Genomic DNA, 19,488 nt, shown 5'->3' with positions numbered 1-19,488 from the left:
GACCCCGATACGGAGGCCGGGGTGACGGTGGAGTTTGAGGCAAGGCACTGCTTTGCAACGAACTCAGGCTGTCACCCCGGGCTTGTCCCGGGGTCCACAAGCCTGCCGGCCGGCAGTGAGCTGACTACCTGATCAAACGTCCAGGTTCGCCACGGCCAATGCGTTTTCGCGGATGAAATCGCGGCGCGGCTCCACCACATCGCCCATCAGCTTGACGAAGAGATCGTCCGCCTCGTCGAGCTGGCGCACTTTCACTTGCAGGAGCGAACGGGCTTCCTTGTCGAGCGTCGTTTCCCAAAGCTGATTGGGGTTCATTTCCCCAAGACCCTTGTAACGCTGGAAGGAAAGGCCTTTGGAGCCTGCCTTGAAGATCGCATCGAGCAGCTGGGAAGGCGAGCGGATGATGTGCTCGTCGTCTTTCCGGCGCAGCTTGCCCGCTTTCACATAAACTTCCTGCAAGTGCCCCGCCATGCGGTTAAGGGCACGGGCATCGGCGCTGGCAATGAGCGGCCCGTCGATGGTCAGCTCTTCCTTCACGCCGCGCACTTCCCGCTCGAAGCGCAGGCCCCCATCCTGTGTGGGGCGGCCCGTCCAGCCGCGTTCGGTTTCTTCGGAAAGCAGATCGAGGCGGCGGGCGATATAATCTGCCGCATTGCGCGCGCGCTCTTCATCGGCCAGCACGTCCGGGTCGAGCGCGCCGGCAATCGCCGCCTGCTCGACCGCGAAATGCGGATATTTCGTCGGCAGCTGCTGCAGGATCGAGCGCACCTGGCGGGCCTTATCGACGACAGCGCGCAAGTCCGCCCCGGCCAATTGCACCTCGTCATGCTGGGTGAAGACCATTTCTTCCAGGCCTGTCTCGATCAGATAATCTTCCAGCGCCTTTTCGTTTTTCAGATAGGTCTCCGAATTGCCCCGCCGCACCTTATAAAGCGGCGGCTGGGCGATATAGAGATGGCCGTTCTCGATGATCTGCGGCATCTGGCGGTAGAAGAAGGTGAGAAGCAGCGTGCGGATATGGGCGCCGTCGACATCGGCGTCCGTCATGATGATGATCTTGTGATAGCGCAGCTTCTCGATATTGAAATCCTCGCGCCCGATGCCCGTGCCGAGCGCGGTGATCAGCGTGCCGATTTCATTCGAAGAGAGCATCTTGTCGAAACGCGCGCGCTCGACATTGAGGATTTTACCGCGCAGCGGCAGCACCGCCTGCGTCGCCCTGTCGCGGCCCTGTTTGGCCGAACCGCCGGCGGAATCACCCTCGACGAGGAAAAGCTCGGATTTTGCCGGATCGCGCTCCTGACAATCGGCCAGCTTGCCGGGCAGGCTGGCCACATCGAGCGCGCCTTTGCGCCGGGTCAGTTCGCGCGCCTTGCGGGCCGCCTCACGGGCGGCTGCCGCTTCCACCACCTTGGCGACAATGGTGCGCGCTTCTGCCGGGTGCTCCTCGAACCAGGTGGAGAGCGCCTCGTTCACCGCGCTTTCCACAATGGGGCGCACTTCGGAGGACACGAGCTTGTCTTTCGTCTGGCTCGAAAATTTCGGGTCCGGCACTTTCACCGAAAGAACGCAGGTCAGTCCCTCGCGCGCATCATCGCCGGTCAGCGAGACTTTTTCTTTTTTCGCGATCCCGGATTCTTGCGCATAGGAATTCACCACACGGGTCAGCGCACCGCGGAAGCCGGCCAAATGCGTGCCGCCATCGCGCTGGGGAATGTTGTTGGTAAAGCAGAGGACATTTTCATGGTAGCTGTCGTTCCACCACATCGAGGCTTCCACGGTGATACCGTCCCTCTCCGTCATCAGCTTGATCGGATCGGGGATAAGCGGCGATTTGGTGCGGTCGAGAAAACGCACGAAGGCCTCAAGCCCGCCATCATAATGAAGATCGACGCGTTTTTCCTCGGCATGGCGCGCATCGATCAGCGCGATACGCACACCGGAATTGAGGAAGGCCAATTCGCGCAGCCGGTGCTCGAGCGTGGCGAAGTTGAACTCGGTAATGGCGAAAATATCCGCGGAGGGATGGAACGTCACTTCCGTACCGGTCAGCTTCTTGCCGTTTTCCTCGCCCGCCTCGCCGATCACTTCGAGCGATTTGACGGCGGCGCCGTGTTCGAAGCGCATGGCATGCAGCTTACCGCCGCGCCGGATGCGCAGCTCCAGCCAATCGGACAGCGCGTTCACCACCGACACACCCACCCCGTGCAGGCCGCCCGAGACCTTGTAGGAGTTTTGGTCGAACTTCCCGCCCGCATGAAGCTGGGTCATGATGACCTCGGCGGCCGACACACCTTCTTCCTTGTGGATTTCCGTAGGAATGCCGCGGCCATTATCGGCAACGGTGACCGAGCCATCCGGGTTGAGGCGCACCATGGCCGTGTCGCAATAACCGGCCAGTGCCTCGTCGATGGCATTGTCCACCACCTCATAGACCATGTGGTGAAGGCCCGAGCCATCGTCCGTGTCGCCGATATACATGCCCGGGCGCTTGCGCACCGCATCCAGCCCTTTGAGGACCTTGATGGAGCCGGCGCCATATTCCTCTTCGCTCCCTTGCGGGCCGCTTTCCGGCAGATCCGACATGTCTTTCTCCTTGCAATAAGGCGCCCATCGAAAGAACGGGCCGCCTTTCCTTAAAGCGCGCTTTCCTCAAGCGCGCCTTCGGAAACTGTGAAACTTTGCGCGCGGGGGCCGAAGCTTTCAAAAAGGCTCCGGTCCGTCCCCGTCATAAAAGCCTGTGTGCCGAGCGCGGCGATCTCATCGAACAGCGCCGCGCGGCGGTCCTTGTCCAAATGCGCCGCCACTTCATCGAGCAGCAAAATGGGCGCGGCCCCCGTCTGGCGGGCAAGAAGGCGCGCATTGGCCAGCACAAGACCGATCAAGAGCGCCTTTTGCTCGCCCGTCGAGCAGGCGCCGGCCTCCATGTCTTTAGGGCTGTGACGCACCAGAAGATCGGTGCGGTGCGGCCCCTCCAGCGTGCGCCCCGCGCCCTGATCGCGCAGGCGGCCCTCTTTCAAAAGCCGGATCAGCGCGTCCTCGGCATCCACCGCTGCGCCACTTGCCACTTTCAGTTCCATCATCCCGTCCAGCGCCAGTCCGGCTTTCGGGAACGCCCCTTCGGCGGTCACCGCGATGGCGCCTTTCAGCCGCGCCACGGTTTCCACCCGCGCGGCGGCAATGGCAACGCCGTGGCTTGCCATTTGTTCTTCAAGGCCGGTCAGCCAAGCATTGTCCATGCGCCCGTCGGCCAAGAGCCGGTTGCGCTCGCGCATCGCCCGTTCATAGGCATTGACCCGCGTGCCGTGGGAAGGATCGAACCCCATCACCAGCCGGTCGAGGAAACGGCGGCGCCCGCCCGCGCTTTCCACGAAAAGCCGGTCCATGGCCGGGGTCAGCCAGACCTGACGCATGTAATGGGCGAGCGGCCCGGAGCTTGGCTGCGTTTCCCCGTCGATGCGCACAGTGCGGGTGCGTGTTTCGCCGCCAAGCGCTGCCGCTTCGATGCCGGTGCCAAGACGGCTTTCGCCCATCGGCCCGTCGAGCACCGCAGAAACCGCCCAGCCGCCTGCGCCCGTCTTGCGCGCCAGCTCGTTATAGGCCGCCCCGCGCAGGCCTCTTCCAGGGGTGAGCAGCGAGACCGCTTCCAAAAGATTGGTCTTGCCCGCGCCGTTCGGCCCCGCCAGCACCACGGGCCGTCCATCGAGCGCGAGGTCCGCGCGCGCATAGGAGCGGAAATCCGTGACAAGCAACCGGCGCAAGCGCAAGGCGGGTTTCACCGCCTCTTGCGCAGCGGCTTTCTCCTGCAACGGATCACAGGCTATGTCCGGCCGCGCTGACGCTTCCAACAGCACCTCTCTTAAACGCGCATCGGCATCAGCACATAGATGGCCGATGCATCTTCGCTATCGCGGATCAAAGTGGGCGAGCCGGAATCGGCCATGGCGAACAAGGCCCGCTCGCCATCGAGCTGGCTGGCAATGTCCAGAAGATAGCGCGCGTTAAAGCCGATCTCGATCGGGTCGGCGCTGTAATCCACCGCCAGTTCTTCCACCGCGCTGCCCGAATCCGGGTTGTTGACGCTCAAGGTCAGCTTGCCGTCTTCCAGGTGAATTTTCACCGCGCGGGATTTTTCCGTCGAAATGGTCGAGACGCGGTCCACCGCCTGGGCAAAGCGCTTGCCTTCCACCTCGAGCATCTTGTCGTTGTCCTTGGGAATGACGCGCTCGTAATCGGGGAAGGTGCCGTCGATCAATTTCGAGGTCAGCACCACGCCGGCGAATTCGAAACGGATCTTCGTATCGGAAACGGAAACATGAATGAGCCCGTCCTGCCCTTCGGCAAGCTTTTGCAGCTCCTGCACGGTCTTGCGCGGCACAATGATGCCGGGCATGCCGGCCGCCCCGTCGGGCAGCGGATAATCGGCCTGGGCAAGACGGTGCCCGTCCGTCGCCACGGCGCGCAGCATCGGCTCATCGCCCTCCACCGTGTGCAGGTAAATGCCGTTCAGATAGTAGCGGGTCTCTTCCGTCGAAATCGCAAAGCGCGTCTTGTCCATCAGCCGGGCAAGGGCGGCGGCGGGCAGATCGAAGCGGTGCGGCAGCTCACCCGCCGACATGGCCGGGAAATCTTCCTGCGGCAAACATTGCAGCGCAAAGCGCGAATGACCGGCCTGCAGCGTCAGCCGTCCGTCATCGGCGCCATAAACCAGCTCGACCTGGGCGCCGTCGGGCAGTTTGCGCACGATATCGTAAAGCGTATGGGCGCTGGCCGTGGTGCCGCCGGCTTGCGCGACATCGGCATCGATGGACTCGACCACCTCGATGTCCAAATCCGTCGCCGTCAGGCTGAGCTGGCCCTGATCGGCGCGGATCAAAACATTGGAGAGAATGGGAATGGTGTTACGGCGTTCCACAACACTTTGAACGTGGTTGAGCGACTTCAGCAAGGCACCGCGCTCGATCGTTATCTTCATGGCTTCCCCACACTCTCCATCGTTACCCCACAGGGCCTCATTTCATCCATTCCAGGCGCCTTTAAGGCGGGCCTGCCGCAGCGCGGCGCGGTTCCGCGCACGCTCTCACGCACAGACAGCCAAGAAAGGAAGGGTCGCCCTGATGCGCCTGCTATTGCCAAGCCATCCACGCCGCCGACCCGCGAGGCTGGACACCGGCCTCACACCGGGCCCGAAGTATAGCAAAAGCCCTGTCCAATGCACGTCTTTCGCGCAAGGGAGAAGCCGATAATGGCGCTTTTTTCAAGGTGTTAGAGCGCTTTGCCGCCCCGAGCGGAAGAGGGGGACCGGCCCCTGCCGGAAGCTGGCCGGAAAGGTCCCGCGAATCACCCTGGCAAGGCGCCGCCGGGACCTCTCAAGAAGGCCCGGAGGCCCCTCAAAGTTCGGGCGGGCCGCCTTCGAGCATGCGGCGCAGAAGGTCCACATCCTCCTCCAGGCCCGCATCTTCCTTGCACAGGGAATCGACCTTGCGCACCGCATGAATGACGGTGGTGTGATCGCGCCCGCCGAATTTGCGCCCGATCTCAGGCAGCGAGCGGGTGGTGAGCTGTTTGGACAGATACATGGCGATCTGGCGCGGGCGGGCGATGGCGCGGGCCCGGCGGGCCGAGAGCATATCGGCAAGGCGCACATTGTAGTATTCCGCTACCCGGCGCTGAATCTCTTCGATCGTCACCTTGCGCTCGTTGGAGCGCAAAAGATCGCGCAGCACGTCCTGCGCCATTTCCAGCGAAATGGGCCGGCCGACCAGCGAGGCGTAAGCCACGACCCTTTTCAGCCCGCCTTCCAGCTCACGCACATTCGAAACGATGCGGTGCGCCAGGAACTCCAGGACCGCCGGGGGAATGTCGATATTGCCGCCCGAGCTCATGATCTCATCGGCCTTGGCCTGCAAAATGCCGAGACGCAGCTCATAATCGGTCGGGTGAATGTCGGCGACGAGCCCCCAGCCGAGGCGCGAGCGGATGCGCTCCTCGATGCCTTCCAGATCGGAAGGCGAGCGGTCGGCGGAGATGATCACCTGGCGGTTATGGTCGATCAGCGCATTGAACGTGTGGAAGAATTCTTCCTGTGTCGATTCCTTGCCGGAGATGAACTGCACATCGTCCACCATCAGCACGTCCACGGTGCGGAACTGCTGCTTGAAGGCCATCGTGTCCTTGAAGCGCAGGGCGCGGATGAACTGGTACATGAATTTTTCGGCGGACAGATAAAGCACCTTGCGCTCGGGATGCTTGCGCCGGATTTCCCAGGCAATGGCATGCATCAAATGGGTCTTGCCGAGCCCCACCCCGCCATAAAGGAAGAGCGGGTTGAAGGAGACATCGCGCGTTTCGGCAACGCGGCGGGCGGCGGCATGGGCAAGCTCGTTCGACTTGCCGACGACGAAATTGTCGAAGGTGAAACGCGGATCGAGCGGCGCGCCAAGATCCTCGCCGCCATCGCCGAGCGGGCCCGACGCATAGCCGCTATAGACCGTTTGCTGGACGGCGGCCTGACCTTGGCCTGCGCGCGCGGCCGCGGCAGCCGCGCGCATGGCGGGTGAAGGCTGAACGGCGGCTTGCGCTGCCGCCTGCGCGGAGGAAGCCGGGGAGGCAGGCGCCGGCGCGTCACCGCGCATCGGATCGCGCACCAGGATTTCGATCTTTTGCACAGTGGGATCTTCGTCCTGCCAGAGGCCGACCAGCCGGTCCATCTGATGCGCCAAAAGCCAGGAACGGATGAAGCGGGTCGGCACGGAGAGCACGATCTTGCCGTCGCCCACCCCGATCATGTCGGCATATTGGAACCAGCTGATATAGGTCGCCTCGCCCAGTTCCGCTTTCAGCCGCGCCTTGACCCGGTCCCATTGGGACTTGAGATCGTGACGATCCGCCGATCCCCCGGACACTGCTACCTGCTCGCCCCTTTCCAACATGGTACCGCCGCTAACCCCTGTTGCGCGGACCAAAGCTTGCAAGCGCCAACGCGCCCGGCCCGATCCGCAATTCCGTTTCCCCTTGGCAGCTTTCTGCCTTCGGGCCTCTCCCCCGCCGGATGAAGGGCCGCCGCAATCAAGGCCCTTTTCCGCTTATCCGGTCTGCCCCCGCAAAACCGGCCGCACTTGTTCCGCCTAGCTCTGCCGCCAGGGCAGACCCGCCGCCTTCCAGCCGTTTTTCCGGCCCCGGTGGCGCTCCTCATCGAGATCGCCTTCAAACCCGCCGGCCACATTGTGGCAAGCCGTAAAACCCGCTTTCGTCATAGCCTCAGCCGCGGCGCGCGAGCGCGCGCCCGAGCGGCAGAGGAAAAACAGGTTCACGTCGTTACCCGCCTCCTTCAGCGCGCCGGACAGGGCCTCGGTAAAATCCGGATTGACCTGCATGGTGGGCGCCATCTGCCATTCAAGGCACATCAAATCCCGTCCAATCCCCTCAAGATCGGGCAGGCCGACAAAGGTCCATTCCGCCTTTGTGCGCACATCGATGAGCTTTGCTGCAGGATCTTCTTTCAGAACGCGCCAAGCCTCAGTGACGCTTACATCGCCTGCATAGCCTTCTGCCCGTCCGGATAATAATTCAGGCGCCACGCCAGCCATCTGTCCCTCTTTCACACTACCCTCCAACATGCCGCCCGATGGCCGCCGTTCGAAGGGCCTTCAAATCCGCACCAACCGCGCCGCAAGTTGCCGCGCCTTTTCATCATCGTCCGCCAACAAGCAGCAAAAGCCGAGTCCGAAAACGCCGGGACGTTTCCAGGAGCATTATCTCTGCAAGCTAGAAGCTTTTATGATGATGATTACTTAAAGACGCGCGAGCGAAAACTTACAACGACTTGCTTGATGATCACGATTACTTGCTTATTCAGTATTCGTAACCCCCAAGCAGGGCATCAACCATACTGCGCGAGGCCGGGAGAGGCAATAGGAAGGAATCGGGAACGTCAAAAAAACTTCGTGCTGACAGCGTCTGCGTTGCCGATATATGACACTTGCATAACGCGCATAGGTTTTTTTGCACTGCGCTAAAACCGCGCCGTGACGCGGAATTATGATATGTGCCAAATCGGCATTGAGCTTTAAAACCAACTATCTAGGACATCCTATCCAGATGCCGCAGCAGCAAAATGACATACAAAAACCCGCGCTTCGAGCGCGGGTTTTGTGACGTTCGTATTTCCGTAAAAATACGGAATAAATACTTATTGATGACGCCGTGAGCGCGGGCGCCGTGCCCGAGATTTAGGCAGGCAGCGCGCTGATCCGCTTGGCGAGCCGCGAGACTTTCCGCGAGGCGGTGTTCTTGTGCAGCACGCCTTTCTGAGCGGCGCGCATCAACTCGGGCTGCGCGGCGCGGAACGCGGCTTCGGCAGCCGCCTTTTCACCGCGCTCGATCGCCTCTTCGACCTTGCGCGTGAAAGTGCGCATACGGGAGCGGCGGTTGCGGTTTACGGCCGTGCGGCGCTCGATCTTGCGGATCGCTTTTTTGGCTGAAGGTGTATTCGCCATCTTGTCCTTCCGCGTAAGAACCGCCGCCCATGGGGCCGGCCCCTACGATCTCTCTTCGGTTAACGATTATCTCGCTCAAATCCTGTCGTCATGCGGGCAAAAGCCCCATGCGCCTGGACGCGGCGTTATACTGCCGCGCCCTGATGGCGTCAACACCCGACAGGGGCAAATTCCCCATTCGGGCCGTTATTCCCCCGCCAAAAGCATTTAAAGGCGCCCTGCCAAAGAAATAGCCGGCGAAAAGGGAGAGAAAAGCCGGGAAAAACAGGCCTATTCGTCCTTGAATTTCGGCTCCCGTTTTTCCGTGAAAGCCGTCATGCCCTCTTTCTGATCATGAGTGGCGAACATGGAATGGAAGACCCGGCGCTCGAAACGCACCCCTTCGGACAAGGTGGTCTCATAAGCCCGGTTCACCGTCTCTTTCGTCATCATGGCGATGGGCAGGGATTTATCGGCAATGGCGCTTGCCGCCTTCATCGCTTCTTCAAGCAGCTCGCCCTTCGGCACGATGCGGCTGACGAGCCCGGCGCGCTCGGCTTCCTCGGCATTCATCATCCGCCCGGTCAGGCACATTTCCATCGCCTTCGACTTGCCCACGAGACGGGTGAGGCGCTGGGTGCCGCCGATCCCCGGCATAACGCCGAGATTGATTTCCGGCTGGCCGAATTTCGCATTGTCGCCGGCCAGAATGAAATCGCACATCATGGCAAGCTCGCAGCCTCCGCCCAGCGCATAGCCGGAAACGGCGGCGATGAGCGGCGTGCGGGTTTCCGCGATGCGGTCGGCTTTCGTGAAAAGATCTTCTTTGAAAACATCCATATAGGATTTGGGTTGCATTTCCTTGATGTCGGCACCCGCCGCAAAGGCCTTTTCCGAGCCCGTGAGCACGATGCAGCCAATGGCCGGATCGGCATCGAACGTGCCCACCGCCTCGATCAGCTCGTCGAGCAGCTGATTGTTCAGCGCGTTCAGCGCCTCGGGGCGGTTGAGGGTGATAAGGCCGACATTGCCCCGCGTTTCCACCAATATCGTTTCATAAGCCATGACACTCTCCCTCGCGGTCTTTCTGACCGGCTTTTTTCCCGGCTCTGCCGCCTTTACGGCGCTTATCTCTCAAAGATCGGGACGGGTCAGCGCTGGCAGGTGCCGCAGAAAAAGCTCGACCGTCCCGATTGCACGATGCGCGTCACCCTACCCTTGCAGCCGGGCTTTGAACAGCTTTCCCCTTCCCGGTCATAGACCGCGAAACGGTGCTGAAAATACCCCAGCGTGCCATCGGTCTGCGCGTAATCGCGCAAGGTCGAGCCGCCCGCCTCGATCGCCTCGGCAATGACCTCGCGGACCGCGCGGGTGAGCCGCTCCAGCCGCTCGGTCGGCAGGCCGCCCCTGGCGCTCAAGGTCCCCGCCTGGCGGCGCGGGGAAAGCCCTGCCCGGTGCAGCGCCTCGCAGACATATATATTGCCGAGCCCGGCCACCACATGCTGATCGAGGAGCGCGGCCTTCAGCGGCGCTTTTTTGCCCGCAAAACGCTGCGCCAAAAATGCGGCGTTGAATTCATTGCCGAGCGGCTCCGGCCCGAGACTGGCGAGATGTTTCGATTGCGGCAGCTCCGCCTCGCCGATGAGGTCCATATAGCCGAAGCGGCGATGGTCGGAATAAACGATGCGCGTGCCGTCTTCCATATCGAGGACGATATGATCATGGGGGCCTGCGCCGTCCGGCCCTGCCATCGTCCCTTCCAGCGCGAAATCGCCGGGCGAGCTTGCCGCCCCTTTCCCTTTCGGCGGCCAGATCGTAAAGCGGCCCGACATGCCCAGATGCGAAAGCAAAACCTCGCCGCCATCAAGATGCACGAGAAGATATTTCGCCCGCCTTCCCAGATGCATGACGCGCCGCCCGGTCAGCCGCTCGGCAAAGCGCTCCGGCAGGGGAAAACGCAGATCGGGGCGCTTTGCGAGCGCGCGGGTGATGCGCTTGCCCGCCATGGCAGGCTCCAGGCCCCGGCGGACGGTTTCGACTTCGGGCAATTCGGGCATAGTCTGTTCTTCGGGGCTGTTCTTCGGCTGACTTCTTTTAAACGGGAACCGGGCGAGGGGTATTAAAAAGCCGGGCTGCGGCGCTTCGACACGATTTTAAAAACACCTTACCGTAGCGCGGCTTAGCCCGGTAGGCTATGGTCGCGCCCGGCCCGCCGGGTCACGAATGCGCAAGCGGCGAAACGAGGTATCTCATGGCCCGCCCGGCCGAAAATTCCCCTGAGCATGGCGCCCGCGAAGAGGCAGAAGAGCGCACCACGCATTTCGGCTTCCGCACGGTGGAAGAAGACGCCAAGCAGGGCATGGTCCATAGCGTCTTTGAAAAAGTCGCCGCGCGCTACGACCTGATGAACGATCTGATGTCGGGGGGCCTGCACCGGCCCTGGAAAGACGCGATGATCGCCTGGCTCGCGCCGCCGAAAAGCGCGCGGCCTTACGCTCATATCGATGTGGCGGGCGGCACGGGCGATGTCGCCTTCCGGCTTCTGGACCGCGCCGGGCCCCACGCCCATGTCACGCTTTGCGACATCAATCCGCATATGCTCGGCGTCGGCAAGGCGCGGGCGGAAGCGGGCGGCTATAAAGAGCGCACGGAAATTACCTGCGGCAATGCCGAGAGCCTGCCCTTTCCGGACAAGAGTTTCGATTCCTACACCATCGCATTCGGCATCCGGAACGTCACGCATATCGAGCGGGCGCTCGCGGAAGCCTACCGGGTGCTGAAACCGGGCGGGCGCTTTCTCTGTCTTGAATTCAGCCAGATGGTGCTGCCCGGCATCGACAAGATTTACGATGCCTATTCCTTCGCCGTCATTCCGCGCATGGGCGGCTGGGTGACGGGCGATCCCGATCCTTATCAATATCTGGTGGAAAGCATCCGCCAGTTCCCGGACCAGGAACGCTTCGCCGCGATGATCCGCGAGGCGGGCTTTGCCCGCGTGCAATACCGCAATCTCTCGGGCGGGGTTGCGGCCATTCATTCCGGCTGGCGGCTTTAAGCGATGATCCGGGGTCTTCGACATTTCCTGAGGCTGGTCAGCGCCGCCCGCGTGATGGCACGCCATGACGCGCTCTTCGAGCTCGATCTGGCAAAAGACAATCTGCCGCCTGCAGCGCTTGCGCTCCGGCCCCTCGCCAAGCTGCGCCTGCCTTTCGAGCGCAAGGTGGAGACAAGCGGGGATATGGCCGAGCGGCTTTCCGCCGCGCTGGCCGAGCTTGGGCCTTCTTACATCAAGCTCGGGCAGTTTCTTGCCACGCGCCCCGACATGATCGGGCCGGAACTTGCCGGCGATCTCGGCTGCCTGCGCGATCAATTGCCGCCTTTCGAGCAGGAAGAAGCGGTCCGCATTATCGAAGATCAGCTCGGCGCGCCCATCGGCACGCTTTATGAAAGTTTCAGCGAGCCCATCGCCGCCGCCTCCATCGCCCAGGTGCATAAAGCCACGCTGAAGAATGAGGATGGCAGCACGCGGGAAGTTGCCGTCAAAGTGCTTAGGCCCGATGTCGAGGCCCGCTTCCAGCGCGATCTCGACGCGTTTTTCTGGGCGGCGGAAAAGCTCGAAACCCTGGTGCCGGAAACACGGCGCCTGCGCCCGCGCGCCGGGGTTGAGACGCTCGCCAATTCCGTCGAACTGGAAATGGACCTGCGCCTTGAAGCCGCCGCCATGTCCGAGATGGCGGAGAACACGGCAGACGATCCAGGCTTCCGCGTGCCGGAAGTGGAATGGAACCGCACCGCGCGCCATGTGCTGACGCTGGAATGGATCGATGCGGTGCCTGCCAGCGATGTCGAGGCGCTGAAAGCGGCAGGCCACGACATGAAGCGGCTCGGCAACCGGGTCATCCAGAACTTCCTTCTGCATGCGACGCGCGACGGCTTTTTCCACGCGGACATGCATCAGGGCAATCTCTTCGTCGACGGCGACGGCACGCTCATCCCGGTCGATTTCGGCATCATGGGCCGGCTCGATGACCGCTCGCGCCGGTTCCTTGCCGAAATTCTCTACGGTTTCGTCAAACGCGATTACCAGCGCGTCGCGGAGGTTCATTTCGAGGCAGGCTATGTGCCGCCGCATAAGGACGTTGCCACTTTCGCTCAGGCGCTGCGGTCCATCGGCGAGCCGATCTTCGGCAAGGAAGCCAAGGATGTTTCCATGGGCAAGCTCTTGGCGCAGCTCTTTCTCGTCACCGAACAGTTCGACATGACCATGCGCCCGGAGCTCATTCTTCTGCAAAAGACCATGGTCGTGGTGGAAGGCGTCGCACGCTCCTTCGATCCGGAACACAATATCTGGGAGGCCTCCGAGCCCATTCTGGCCGACTGGATGATGCGCCGCATCGGCCCGGAAGCCCGCCTTCAGGAAGCCGCCGACGGGGCGATGGCGCTGGGGCGCAGCCTCTCGCAATTGCCCGAACTGCTCGCCCGCGCCGAACGCACGCTCGATGCGACCGGCAATCCGGAGGGCATGCGCCTTCACCCGGAAAGCCTGAAAGCCATCCGCGAAGCAGAAAACGAAGGCGGGCGCGGCACCCGCACCGCCCTCTGGCTCGGCGCCCTCTCCCTCCTCGGCCTTCTGCTGCTTCAGATTTTCTGAAACTACCGGCTCTCTTCCGGCAAAGCGTCATTCAGGAAAATGCGCGCCTCCTCATGTGCCTGCCACCAGGCAAGAAAAGCGGCGCGCTGATGGGCGAGCTCATCATCAAGGTTGGAAGCGGTGAGGCGCACACCGCCTGCTTCCGGTCTTTCTGCGCCCGCCGCCAGCATCTCCGCGATCATGCGCTTGCCGACTTCCGGGCGCACATGATGGGAATCGTAAAACGCGCCTTGCCAGGGCTCTTCGTTTTCCGGCGGCAGCGTGACGGCGGTGAGCGGGCTGAGACGCGCATAATCCCACAGCGCGATGTCGGCGCCCTCTTTCCGCGCCCTTTCGGCGAGACGGAAAATCTCTTTCTTCCAGGTTTCGAAAAGAGGCCAGAGACCGGCTTTGTCGATTGCGCCGAGATGCAGCGCCTGTACCGGTGAAAAATAAAGAACGACACGCTGGCCGCGCGCCGCAGCCTCTTCCAGAATATGCGCGGCATCGGCCAGCCCGTTTGGAGCCATGCGGTAATCTTTATAAAGAGTTTTACTGGTTAGATAGAATTTCAGGGTGGATGAGGTGCTATCCCTGAACCCTCTATTCGTTGCCGCCTCACATTCCAAAAGACCGGGCAGGCGCGTACCGTCGCGATACCAGATATCCTGACAGGGATCGCCCCGCCCGCGATATTTCTGCGCCTTGCGTACCGCCTCCAGCGTGTCGATGGAAAGCAGCGCCAGCGGCAAATCGCTGAGCCAGCCCAGCCGGTTGCCCGTGCCCTCCGGTGTCACGGCAAGGCGGGCGTCGCTGAACGCATCCTGCGGGGCAAGCTGCGCATTGAACATGTAAAAATCGAGACCCAGCACAAGGGTGCGCACATTCCCCACCCCGTTTGCATGATCGATCATGCGCCGGACTTCATAAATGTTGGGACCGGAGAGCGCGGCGTTGAACGCAGGTCCCTCACCTAAAAGCCGCTCCGCCTCGGACGGCACCAGCGCATATTCCGCGCGCGAGGACCCGGCCAGGAGAATGCGCGGGGCTATGTTGCGCGCCATATAAGGTTTGGTGATACGGGTGAAAGGCCCGATCCCCTCGACCGGCTCACCCTCTACTGCAGTATGAAAAATCCGGTAGGGGTCCACGGCCCAGCTCACGCCCACCGCCGCCGCGCATAAAAGCGTCAGCGCTGCGAGCAGGGAAAAGAGATATCGGCGCAGATGCTGTCTCATGGCCTAAAACTGGAAATAGAGGAAGGGGGAGACACGGGAGAGATGCAGCAGCGCGGCAAAACCGATCAGCGCGGTAAAGAGCGCCCAGCCGAGCGAGGCGCGCCAATGCACTTTCAAGACGCCCTTGTCCCAGCGCGTCACCGCGCTCGGGTCGATCACCGGATGATAGCGGCGCATCCATTGCACCGTGTTGGGCAGGAACCAGCAAATCGCAAAACCTGCCGCGATGAGGGAGAGCGGGCGGGAGCTGTCCAGCATATCGATGGGCGCAAGAACGCCGCGTTCAGCCTGCCCGAAAGCGGCGGCAAGCACCGTCACTGCGCTATCGAGCGAGGCGGCGCGGAAGAACACCCAAGCGACAACGACAAAGAAAAGCGTTATCAGCCGGCCTGCCCAAAGCCTGGCCCAGGACGGAAGATAAGCAGAAGTGCCCGCCGCTGGCCCGCGCCACTGGCGCCAGAGATGATTGCAGACGAGATAAGCGCCATGCAGGCCGCCCCAGATCACGAAGGTCCAGCCGGCCCCGTGCCAGAGCCCGCCCAAAAGCATGGTGATGAGCAGATTGGTATGGCGGCGCATGTCACCCTTCCGGTTGCCGCCCAGCGGAATATAGAGATAGTCCCGCAGGAAGCGCGACAACGTAATGTGCCAGCGCCGCCAGAAATCGATGATGCTGGCTGCCCGGTAAGGCGAGAAGAAGTTTACCGGCAGGCGGATGCCGAACAGCCGGGCAAGCCCCACCGCCATGTCTGAATAACCGGAAAAATCGAAATAGATTTGCAGCGTATAGGCAAGCGCGCCGATCCAGGCCTCGCGCATGGTCGGCACATAGCCGCCCTCCACCGCGCCGAACAGCGCGTCGGAATAGGGCGCGATTTCATCGGCCAGCACCACTTTCTTGAATAGTCCGATTGCGAAGATCGTCAGACCGATCGACAGGTTGCGCGCCAGGCGGCGCTGATGCTGCGTGAATTGCGGCAGCATTTCCTTGTGATGGACGATGGGCCCGGCAATGAGCTGGGGAAAGAAGGTGACGAAGAGAAGATAATCGATGAGGCGGTAATTTTCCGCCTCCCCGCGCGCCGCATCCACAAGAAAAGCGATCTGCTGAAAGGTGAAAAAGGAAATGGCGAGCGGCAGCACGATATGGGGCACGGGAAAGCCGGTGCCCGCCGCCGCGTTTACCGCTTCGGTGAGAAAGCCCGCATATTTGTAATAACCGAGCAGACCAAGATTGAAGGCGATGCCGCCCGTCAGCAGCACGCGCGAGCGCGCACGGCGGATGAAGAGCGCGGCGAGATAATTGACGGCGATGGAGCCTGCCAGGAGAAAAACGTAGCTCAGCTCCCACCAGCCATAGAAAAAGAGCGAGGCGGCAACGAGCCAGAGCTTGGCGAGACGGAAGTCGAGCCGGCTCGCGGCCAGATAGCCCGCCAGCGTGACCGCCAGAAACACCAGAAAAATATGGGAATTGAACAACATCTATGAACGCTAAGACCGCCCAGGCGGCTTCCCCCTCACCCCGCCGCGCGCGGGGTTTCAACGTTTAGCAGGAGCCCCGGCCCGGAGCCAGCCTGTGATGGAGACCGCCTGCCGGAAACCAGCATGATTAACGGAAAAGCGGGCGGATAAAAAATGATCTACAAATCCTTGTCGTAAAACCCTATATTCCCCTCATTGCCCGGAGAGACCCGGTTTCACTCTCCGGGCCGTTTCATGAGGAGTATCGGCGTGGCGCAGTCTCAAAGCCTGAACGGCAAGCGCGTGCTTTTGATCATTGGCGGCGGCATCGCGGCCTATAAAACGCTCGATCTCATCCGCCGTCTGCGCGAGCGGGGGGCCTCGGTGCGCGCCATCATGACGCGCGCGGCCCAGGAATTCGTAACCCCGCTTTCCGTTTCCAGCCTGACGGGCGAGAAGGTTTATACCGATCTCTTCGACCTGACGGATGAAGCGGAAATGGGCCATATCCAGCTGTCCCGCTCCGCCGACCTCATCATCGCCGCGCCCGCCACCGCCGATCTTATGGCGAAGATGGCAACAGGCCGGGCGGACGATCTTGCCTCCACCGCGCTTTTGGCGACCGACACCCCGGTGCTCATTGCGCCGGCCATGAATGTGCGCATGTGGCTGCATCCGGCCACCCAGCGCAACATCGCCCAGCTGAAAGCCGACGGCATTGCCTTTATCGGCCCTGGCGAGGGCGACATGGCCTGCGGTGAATACGGGCCGGGGCGCATGGCCGAACCCTTGGAAATCCTCTCCGCCGCCGAAGCGATGCTCGGCGCGGGCACCGGCCCCCTTGCCGGGCTGAAAGCGCTCGTCACTTCCGGGCCCACCCATGAGCCCATCGACCCCGTGCGCTATATCGCCAACCGCTCGTCGGGCAAGCAAGGCCACGCCATTGCCGCCGCCCTGGCCCGGCTCGGGGCGGAGACGCTGCTGATCTCCGGCCCGGTGAACCTGCCCGATCCGTTGGGCGTGTCCACGAAACACGTTGAAACGGCGCGCGAGATGCTGGCGGCCTGCGAGGCGGCTCTGCCCGCCGACATTGCCGTGTGCGCCGCAGCCGTTGCCGATTGGCGCGTCGACAATGAAGCCGGGCAGAAAATCAAAAAGGAAAAGGGCGGGCTGCCGCAGCTCAGCTTCACCGAGAACCCGGACATTCTCGCCACCCTTTCCAAACTCAACCATTCCCGCCCGCGCCTTGTCATCGGCTTTGCGGCGGAAACAGAAAACGTTATCGAACACGCTAGCGCCAAGCGGGAACGCAAGGGCTGCGACTGGATCGTCGCCAATGACGTTTCGGTGGACGAGACGGGCGGCGGCGTCATGGGCGGGGAGGAGAACACCATTCACCTCATCCGCGCGGAAGGGCGCGAGGACTGGCCGCGCATGGCCAAAAGCGCCGCCGCCGAAAAGCTCGCCCGCGCCATTGCGCAGCATTTTTCTTTATCAGATGAAGGACCCCGCTCATGAGCGCCCCCATTCCTGTCGATGTGCAGCGCCTCGACCACGGCAAGGATTTGCCGCTGCCGAAATACGAGACGGAAGGGGCAGCCGGCATGGACCTTCTGGCAGCGGTGCCGGAGACAGAACCGCTCGTGCTTCAGCCCGGCAAGCGCGCCATGGTGCCGACGGGCCTTGCCATCGCCCTGCCACCCGGCTTTGAAGCGCAGGTGCGCCCGCGCTCCGGCCTTGCCGCGAAAAAAGGCATTACGGTGCTCAATTCGCCCGGCACGGTGGACTGCGATTACCGGGGCGAGGTGAAAGTCATTCTGATCAATCTCGGCGAGGAGGCCTTTACCATTCAGCGCGGCGAACGCATCGCGCAAATGGTCATCGCCCCCGTCACACAGGCCATTTGGAAAGAGCGCGACAGTCTTTCCGAAACCAGCCGGGGGACGGGCGGTTTCGGGTCGACCGGGGTTGCCGCGCGTTAAGCAAGAAGAGGGAGAGGCGAGACATGCTGCGCTTGTCGAAAAAAACCATGCTCGCGCTGGAAGCCGTGATCGATGTCGCCGTCAATGCGCGGCCCGATCCCGTCCAGTCGAAGGAAATCACGAAACGCCAGGGTATCCCCCAGCGTTATCTGGAACAGGTCATGCAGCAGCTCGTTCATGCCGGCATTCTGAAAGGCGTGCGGGGACCGAAGGGCGGCTATAGGCTTGCCCGCGAGCGCCGGCGCATTACGGTGGGCGAAATCGTGCAGGTGGTGGGCGCGATGGAAGCGGCGGAGGAAGTGCGCTCCCAGCCCTCCGATCTCGGGCAGAAAGTCGTCGGGCCGCTTTGGGAAGATATTCAAACCGATCTGATGCAGCGCCTTAACGGCATCACCATCGAGGATTTGTGCCGCAAGGCAGAACAGACCGGCGCCACGACCGCGGGCATGCCGGCGGCGGATTTCACGATCTAACATTCCGCTGCGCCGCTCTTACATGAAGAGACAAGACGCAGCCAACAAACAGGTGGAGGACATTATGAGCCAGGCAGCGAACACAGGCGCCGCCCCCGAGCGCCGCCCGGGCCGCGGGCGCATTTACGACAGCATTACCGAGACGATCGGCGACACGCCGCTCGTGCGCCTCAAACGCCTGCCGCAGGAAGCGGGCGCAAAAGCGGACGTGCTGCTCAAGCTGGAATTCTTCAACCCGCTTGCCAGCGTGAAAGACCGCATCGGCGTTGCCATGATCGAGGATCTGGAGCAGCGCGGGCTCCTCAAGGAAGACACGGTGATCATCGAGCCAACTTCCGGCAATACCGGCATCGCGCTTGCCTTTGTCTGCGCGGCGAAAGGCTACCGGCTGATCCTGACCATGCCGGAGAGCATGTCCATCGAACGGCGCAAGATGCTGGCGCTCTTGGGCGCGGAGATCGTGCTCACCCCGCCTGAAAAAGGCATGAAGGGCGCGGTGGCCGAAGCCGAAGCCTTGATGAGCAAATATCCCAATTCCGTCATGCCGCAGCAGTTCGACAATCCGGCCAATCCGGAAATCCACCGCAAGACCACGGCGGAGGAAATCTGGAACGACACGGAAGGCAAGGTCGATGTCGTGATTTCCGGTGTCGGCACGGGCGGCACCTTTACCGGCGTCGGCTCGGTGCTCAAAGCACGTAAGGCCTCGCTGAAAATGATCGCGGTGGAACCGGAAGACAGCCCCGTCCTTTCCGGCGGTCAGGCCGGCCCGCATAAGATTCAAGGCATCGGCGCAGGCTTCGTGCCCAGCAACCTCGACAAGGCTCTGATCGACGAGGTGGTGACGATCGGCAACGAAACCGCTTTCGAGACCGCGCGCAAGGCGGCGAAGCTGGAAGGCCTGCCCATCGGCATTTCCTCCGGCGCGGCGATTGCCGCGGCGCTGGAAGTCGCTCAGCGCCCGGAAATGGAAGGCAAGACCATCGTCGCGATCATCCCGTCTTTCGCCGAACGCTATCTTTCGACGGCGCTTTTCGACGGGCTTTGATATTTATCCGCATCAAGACAAAGGCCGCTCTCCGGAGCGGCTTTTTTTGTTGGCGGCGTTTTTCGGGACGCGGGCGCTGCATGGCCCCCGGGACAAGCCCGGGGTGACACGTGTTATTTGCGGCAAAGCGGTGCATCACATAGAAGCTGTCACCCCGGCCCCCGAGCCGGGGTCCACGG

Annotated in this window: 16 protein-coding genes; 6 read left to right on the top strand and 10 right to left on the bottom strand. The window is 62.2% G+C overall.

Annotation, left to right across the window (positions count from 1 at the left end):
• Positions 1–132 precede the first annotated feature (132 nt).
• The 8 genes from gyrB to mutM all read right to left on the bottom strand — a co-directional run bounded on the left by gyrB (position 133) and on the right by mutM (position 10,534).
• Entirely contained in the window at positions 133–2,586 is a 2,454-nt protein-coding gene (gyrB, locus tag M2A_RS01765; protein ID WP_045442081.1) for a DNA topoisomerase (ATP-hydrolyzing) subunit B, read from the bottom strand.
• 50 nt (positions 2,587–2,636) lie between these two features.
• Positions 2,637–3,779: a DNA replication/repair protein RecF gene (recF, locus tag M2A_RS01760; protein ID WP_045442373.1), complete on the bottom strand. Its 1,143-nt coding sequence runs from the start codon at positions 3,777–3,779 to the stop codon at positions 2,637–2,639.
• 80 nt (positions 3,780–3,859) lie between these two features.
• On the bottom strand, positions 3,860–4,975 hold the full coding sequence (dnaN, locus tag M2A_RS01755; RefSeq protein ID WP_045442079.1) for a DNA polymerase III subunit beta: 1,116 nt from the start codon (positions 4,973–4,975) through the stop codon (positions 3,860–3,862).
• 415 nt (positions 4,976–5,390) lie between these two features.
• Positions 5,391–6,932, bottom strand: a complete 1,542-nt coding sequence (dnaA, locus tag M2A_RS01750; RefSeq protein ID WP_081875300.1) for a chromosomal replication initiator protein DnaA — start codon at positions 6,930–6,932, stop codon at positions 5,391–5,393.
• Between the two features lie 195 nt (positions 6,933–7,127).
• The gene (locus M2A_RS01745; protein WP_045442076.1) at positions 7,128–7,589 is read right to left on the bottom strand and encodes a rhodanese-like domain-containing protein; all 462 of its coding nucleotides are present in this window, start codon (positions 7,587–7,589) and stop codon (positions 7,128–7,130) included.
• A gap of 642 nt (positions 7,590–8,231) precedes the next feature.
• On the bottom strand, positions 8,232–8,498 hold the full coding sequence (rpsT, locus tag M2A_RS01740; RefSeq protein WP_045442075.1) for a 30S ribosomal protein S20: 267 nt from the start codon (positions 8,496–8,498) through the stop codon (positions 8,232–8,234).
• Between the two features lie 270 nt (positions 8,499–8,768).
• Positions 8,769–9,542: an enoyl-CoA hydratase gene (locus M2A_RS01735; protein WP_045442074.1), complete on the bottom strand. Its 774-nt coding sequence runs from the start codon at positions 9,540–9,542 to the stop codon at positions 8,769–8,771.
• 86 nt (positions 9,543–9,628) lie between these two features.
• The gene (gene mutM, locus M2A_RS01730) at positions 9,629–10,534 is read right to left on the bottom strand and encodes a bifunctional DNA-formamidopyrimidine glycosylase/DNA-(apurinic or apyrimidinic site) lyase (protein WP_045442072.1); all 906 of its coding nucleotides are present in this window, start codon (positions 10,532–10,534) and stop codon (positions 9,629–9,631) included.
• 194 nt (positions 10,535–10,728) lie between these two features.
• Between mutM and ubiE the strand changes: the two genes are divergently transcribed.
• Positions 10,729–11,532 (top strand): bifunctional demethylmenaquinone methyltransferase/2-methoxy-6-polyprenyl-1,4-benzoquinol methylase UbiE, encoded by an 804-nt coding sequence (gene ubiE, locus M2A_RS01725; protein WP_045442370.1) that lies wholly within the window; start codon positions 10,729–10,731, stop codon positions 11,530–11,532.
• Positions 11,533–11,535: 3 nt separating this feature from the next.
• Complete coding sequence (gene ubiB / locus M2A_RS01720) at positions 11,536–13,128, top strand: 2-polyprenylphenol 6-hydroxylase (RefSeq protein WP_045442070.1); 1,593 nt, start codon at positions 11,536–11,538, stop codon at positions 13,126–13,128.
• Positions 13,129–13,130: 2 nt separating this feature from the next.
• Here ubiB and M2A_RS01715 read toward each other — a convergent pair whose 3' ends face one another.
• Entirely contained in the window at positions 13,131–14,345 is a 1,215-nt protein-coding gene (locus tag M2A_RS01715) for a hypothetical protein (RefSeq protein WP_045442067.1), read from the bottom strand.
• A 3-nt stretch (positions 14,346–14,348) separates the two neighbouring features.
• Positions 14,349–15,827, bottom strand: coding sequence for an MBOAT family O-acyltransferase (locus tag M2A_RS01710; protein ID WP_045442065.1), 1,479 nt, complete (start codon positions 15,825–15,827; stop codon positions 14,349–14,351).
• Between the two features lie 234 nt (positions 15,828–16,061).
• On the opposite strand from M2A_RS01710, the gene coaBC reads away from it, so the two are divergent.
• The 4 genes from coaBC (at position 16,062) to cysK (ending at position 19,309) form a co-directional block, all read left to right on the top strand.
• Positions 16,062–17,324 (top strand): bifunctional phosphopantothenoylcysteine decarboxylase/phosphopantothenate--cysteine ligase CoaBC, encoded by a 1,263-nt coding sequence (coaBC, locus tag M2A_RS01705; RefSeq protein ID WP_045442062.1) that lies wholly within the window; start codon positions 16,062–16,064, stop codon positions 17,322–17,324.
• Positions 17,321–17,788 carry a dUTP diphosphatase gene (gene dut, locus M2A_RS01700; RefSeq protein WP_045442059.1) on the top strand — a complete coding sequence of 156 codons (468 nt, stop codon included), beginning with the start codon at positions 17,321–17,323 and terminating at the stop codon, positions 17,786–17,788. The genes coaBC and dut overlap by 4 nt, the downstream gene beginning before the upstream one ends.
• 23 nt (positions 17,789–17,811) lie before the next feature.
• On the top strand, positions 17,812–18,261 hold the full coding sequence (locus tag M2A_RS01695) for an RrF2 family transcriptional regulator (protein WP_045442056.1): 450 nt from the start codon (positions 17,812–17,814) through the stop codon (positions 18,259–18,261).
• A gap of 64 nt (positions 18,262–18,325) precedes the next feature.
• Positions 18,326–19,309, top strand: a complete 984-nt coding sequence (cysK, locus tag M2A_RS01690; protein WP_045442054.1) for a cysteine synthase A — start codon at positions 18,326–18,328, stop codon at positions 19,307–19,309.
• The last annotated feature ends 179 nt before the right edge of the window (positions 19,310–19,488 follow it).

The organism is Tepidicaulis marinus (genome assembly GCF_000739695.1).
In the GTDB taxonomy this organism is placed as follows: Bacteria; Pseudomonadota; Alphaproteobacteria; order Parvibaculales; family Parvibaculaceae; genus Tepidicaulis; species Tepidicaulis marinus.
Note: the sequence above shows the minus strand (reverse complement) of the source record. Positions and strands in the feature narration are given on the sequence as shown.